This is a genomic window from Microcoleus sp. K4-B3 (assembly GCF_036704615.1).
Classification (GTDB): Bacteria; Cyanobacteriota; Cyanobacteriia; order Cyanobacteriales; family Microcoleaceae; genus Microcoleus.
This window is the reverse complement of record NZ_JAUBSF010000184.1, coordinates 1-3,554: the sequence shown is the minus strand read 5'-3', so window position 1 is coordinate 3,554 and position 3,554 is coordinate 1. Positions and strand designations below refer to the sequence as shown.

Here is a 3,554-nt window from a genome sequence, read left to right as displayed (position 1 = left end):
GAAGTTATTGCTTCTTTGACGGGATGGGAATTTATTTTAGAGGCTATATCTGTAGCAGAACTTTAGGAATTTGGTATGAGAGGATAAACTTCTAGGTTTGTTAATGGCACGGCGAACACTCCAAGCTTCTACACAAGGTCTTAAAGACATCCGAAAAGCCTTGAAACGAAAACAAGGAGGACAAACTTACCTGGCTGGTGCTGTGGGTTGTTCTGGACAAACCATCTGGAGTTTGCTGCAAGGCAACCCAATTGATTGCGATGTTTTCATGAATGTATGCACACAGCTAGAGATCGAGTGGGAAGACATTGCTGAACCGGAAGCAGCAGAACCATTGCAAAACAAAGACTCTAATCTCGATGCGTTAGTTCAGGAGGTACGATCGCGCCTCCATGATGACATCCAACGCTTACATGGCACGATGCCACTTTGGGGTGTCGATGGTTGGGTACCCTTGGGTGATTTGTTTGTGGATGTCAATATTCTGGAGAAACTGAGCAGTAGTCGTAAGTCGGAATTCCATGATTTGTGCCAAGATTTCAGCAACAATCCCAGCTATCGCAGTTTAGATCGCATTGGCTTGGGCAGGGAACAGGAACGAGTGTCAGGCTTAGAGGTACTCGCGAAGAATACAAACCTGATGGTGGTGGGCAAACCGGGTTCGGGAAAAACCACGTATTTGCAACGAGTGGTGACAGAGTGCAATGCAGGAAAATTACAAGCGCACCGGATTCCGGTTTTGATTAGGCTGCGGGATTTTGTGAAGGATGGACGTGAGGTAGCCTATGCCCTAAAGCCTTATTTAGAGAAGTGTTGGCACTTATCAGATGCAGAAAGCCTAATAAAGCAAGGTCGGGTGCTGGTTCTGTTGGATGGCTTAGATGAGGTGACGGGGGAGGATGGAAAGAATATCACCAACGAAATTAAGAAGTTTGCTCGTGACTATCCGCAGGTGCAAGTAATTGTGACGTGTCGAACGCAGAGTCAGGAGTCGCGGTTTGAGCGGTTTGATTATGTGGAAGTTGCGGATTTTAATGAAGGTCAGGTGCGATCGTTTTCAGAACATTGGTTTAAGGCAGTGATAGGGGATGAGTTGGTGGGACTGACGAAGGCACAGGAGTTTCTGGAGCAGCTTTTTAGAGAAGAGAATAAGTCGATTCGGGAGTTGGCGATTACTCCGATTTTGCTGAGTTTGACCTGTGCAGTATTTCATCAGACTGGGAAGTTTTACTCGAAGCGATCGAAGCTTTATGAAGAGGGCTTGGAGTTGCTACTGGAGCAGTGGGACAAGTCGCGGGAGATTGAGCGAGATGAGATTTATCGAGATTTGTCAGTGGAGCGAAAGTTGGAGTTACTGAGTTATCTAGCGGTGAAGAAGTTTGAGCAGACGCAGTATGTGTTGTTTGAGCAGACGGAGATTGAAGGATATATTACTGAGTTTTTGGGGATTGGGCAGCGAGATAGTCGCGCGGTGTTGAGGGCGATGGAAGCGCAGCATGGGTTGTTGATTGAGAGGGCGCAAAAGGTGTGGTCGTTTTCGCACCTTACGTTTCAAGAGTATTTGGTAGCTAAATATGTTGTTGATAATAGAGCCACACAAGAAGAAGTTTTCCAACAGTTAGAAGTTTACATTACAAAATCTCAGGGGCGAGAAGTCTTTTTATTGACATTACAGTTATTAGACAATGCTGACAATTTTTTGCAGGCGATGAAATGCAAGATCGATTCTATTCTTGCAAAAGATTCACAACTTCAGCAGTTTCTTAACTGGGTCAATGAGAAATCTCAGTCGGTGTCACATCTTTATAAAACTGTGGCTATACGTGCTTTTTACTATGCTATAGCCTATGATTCCCCAGGCTACTTCTTTAAGATCAATAGAGATCAAATGACCAGCAATTATGTCTTTGATATTGATTTAGCGCTTGTTACCGCTCTTTTCTTTGCTGAAGCGCTTACCTCTAACCAAAACATAATCAATGCTTTCCGAGGTAACTTTGACAAAACCAGAACCCTGGCATTTAAACTTGGATTTACTCCCGGATTTCAAGTTGGAGCAACAAATAGCGATGACTATGAAAATTTGCTAGCCAAGGATATGAGTGATTCTCTCAATCGCGCTTGCATCCATGCCGCCAATTTTAAACCTCAGCTAGAGAAACCTCTGAAAGAACTTCTAGAATATTTACATAAATTTGATATAGTTCCCGATCTCCTTAATTTTTTAGAAACCGAGAGTAAAATAGATGCCCGTCGAGAGTGGTGGCGGGATGAAGGAAAAGCATGGACTGATCGGCTTAGAGAATTAATAGTCAAACATCAAAATGTGGGTCATAACTGGGGCTTCAATCCTGAACAAAAAGAATTACTTGAGTGTTACTGCGATGCCAATGAGTTATTAATAGATTGTCTTAATAGCAGTTGTGTGGTGAGTAATGAAGTGAGAGAGGCAATTGAAAATACTTTGCTATTACCGATCGCCGAAATCGAAAAACGTAAATATGAAAAAACAGATTAGGGCAATTTTTGGACGATCGCCCTGTGCTATCATAGAATACAAAACTTATTGAGTCGAATTATATGACCACAATAACTACAGTAACAACAGCCTCCCAACTGGCTGATTACTACATCTGGTTCGCGAATGACGTAGGCTCCTACCTCAGCAACCACAAGCTACAAAAACTATTGTACTATGCCCAAGCATGGTATCTAGCCTTTGAAGATACACCGCTTTTTGATGAAGATTTTGAAGCCTGGGTGCACGGGCCGACTATCCCGGCTTTATTTTACGAATACAAAGAACAATTTGGGTTTAAGCCAATTCTTAAAGAAGTCGAAAAACCCGAATTTCCACAGGAAGTACAAGAGTTTTTAGACGAGTTATCCGACGAGTATTTCTTTTGCGATGCTTATGAGTTAGAATTGATGGTGCGACGCGAAGACCCTTGGATTAAGGCGAGAGGTGACTTGCCAAAAGATGAACCTTCTCATGCTATTATTACGAAGGAATTAATGAGAGAATTCTACAAAACCCGTGTCATCGAAGAAACTTAAAAAAGCAGATATACGCCGCCAGCAATCTTTATCTACCATCAAGCGTCTCGATGTACAAATACCCGAAGGAATTAGTTTTTCTTTCAGGTATTATCAGGATGATAAAGATAAATTTTCACTTGCCGATCGAGATTCTAGATATCTAGCATCTCTATTGAGAAGGCTGCGCGATTTATCACAATTGAAATCTCAAGAAATTATCAATAATCAGAGTAAAAGCCTGCGCTGTCATGGAATAGTCTGGCAAGATACAACTGAACCTAATGGCTTCGGCATTCCCAATGAAGATCAGCTAGTAAATATCCCCTACCAGTTTCAAATATCTGCTAATGAATACGGCAGGGTGCATGGATTTTTTAGTGAAAATATTTTTTATATTGTCTGGTTAGACCCAGACCACAATCTTTACAGTTGAAATTATTATACTGTAGTTTAGACTAAATAAAGATGAGAACGGTGGCTTTCAGAAGAACTAGAGCCACCGCGCCGGGAGAGAA

General features: G+C 42.3%; 3 protein-coding genes. All 3 read left to right on the top strand.

Going from position 1 to position 3,554, the window contains the following annotated elements; genetic code table 11:
* Nucleotides 1–103: 103 nt before the first annotated feature.
* The 3 genes from QUA78_RS32045 to QUA78_RS32035 all read left to right on the top strand — a co-directional run bounded on the left by QUA78_RS32045 (nt 104) and on the right by QUA78_RS32035 (nt 3,472).
* Nucleotides 104–2,518: an NACHT C-terminal helical domain 2-containing protein gene (locus QUA78_RS32045; protein ID WP_333307126.1), complete on the top strand. Its 2,415-nt coding sequence runs from the start codon at nt 104–106 to the stop codon at nt 2,516–2,518.
* 62 nt (nt 2,519–2,580) lie between these two features.
* The gene (locus tag QUA78_RS32040; RefSeq protein WP_333307124.1) at nt 2,581–3,057 is read left to right on the top strand and encodes a type II toxin-antitoxin system antitoxin SocA domain-containing protein; all 477 of its coding nucleotides are present in this window, start codon (nt 2,581–2,583) and stop codon (nt 3,055–3,057) included.
* Nucleotides 3,038–3,472, top strand: coding sequence for a hypothetical protein (locus QUA78_RS32035; RefSeq protein ID WP_333307122.1), 435 nt, complete (start codon nt 3,038–3,040; stop codon nt 3,470–3,472). The genes QUA78_RS32040 and QUA78_RS32035 overlap by 20 nt, the downstream gene beginning before the upstream one ends.
* Nucleotides 3,473–3,554 lie beyond the last annotated feature (82 nt).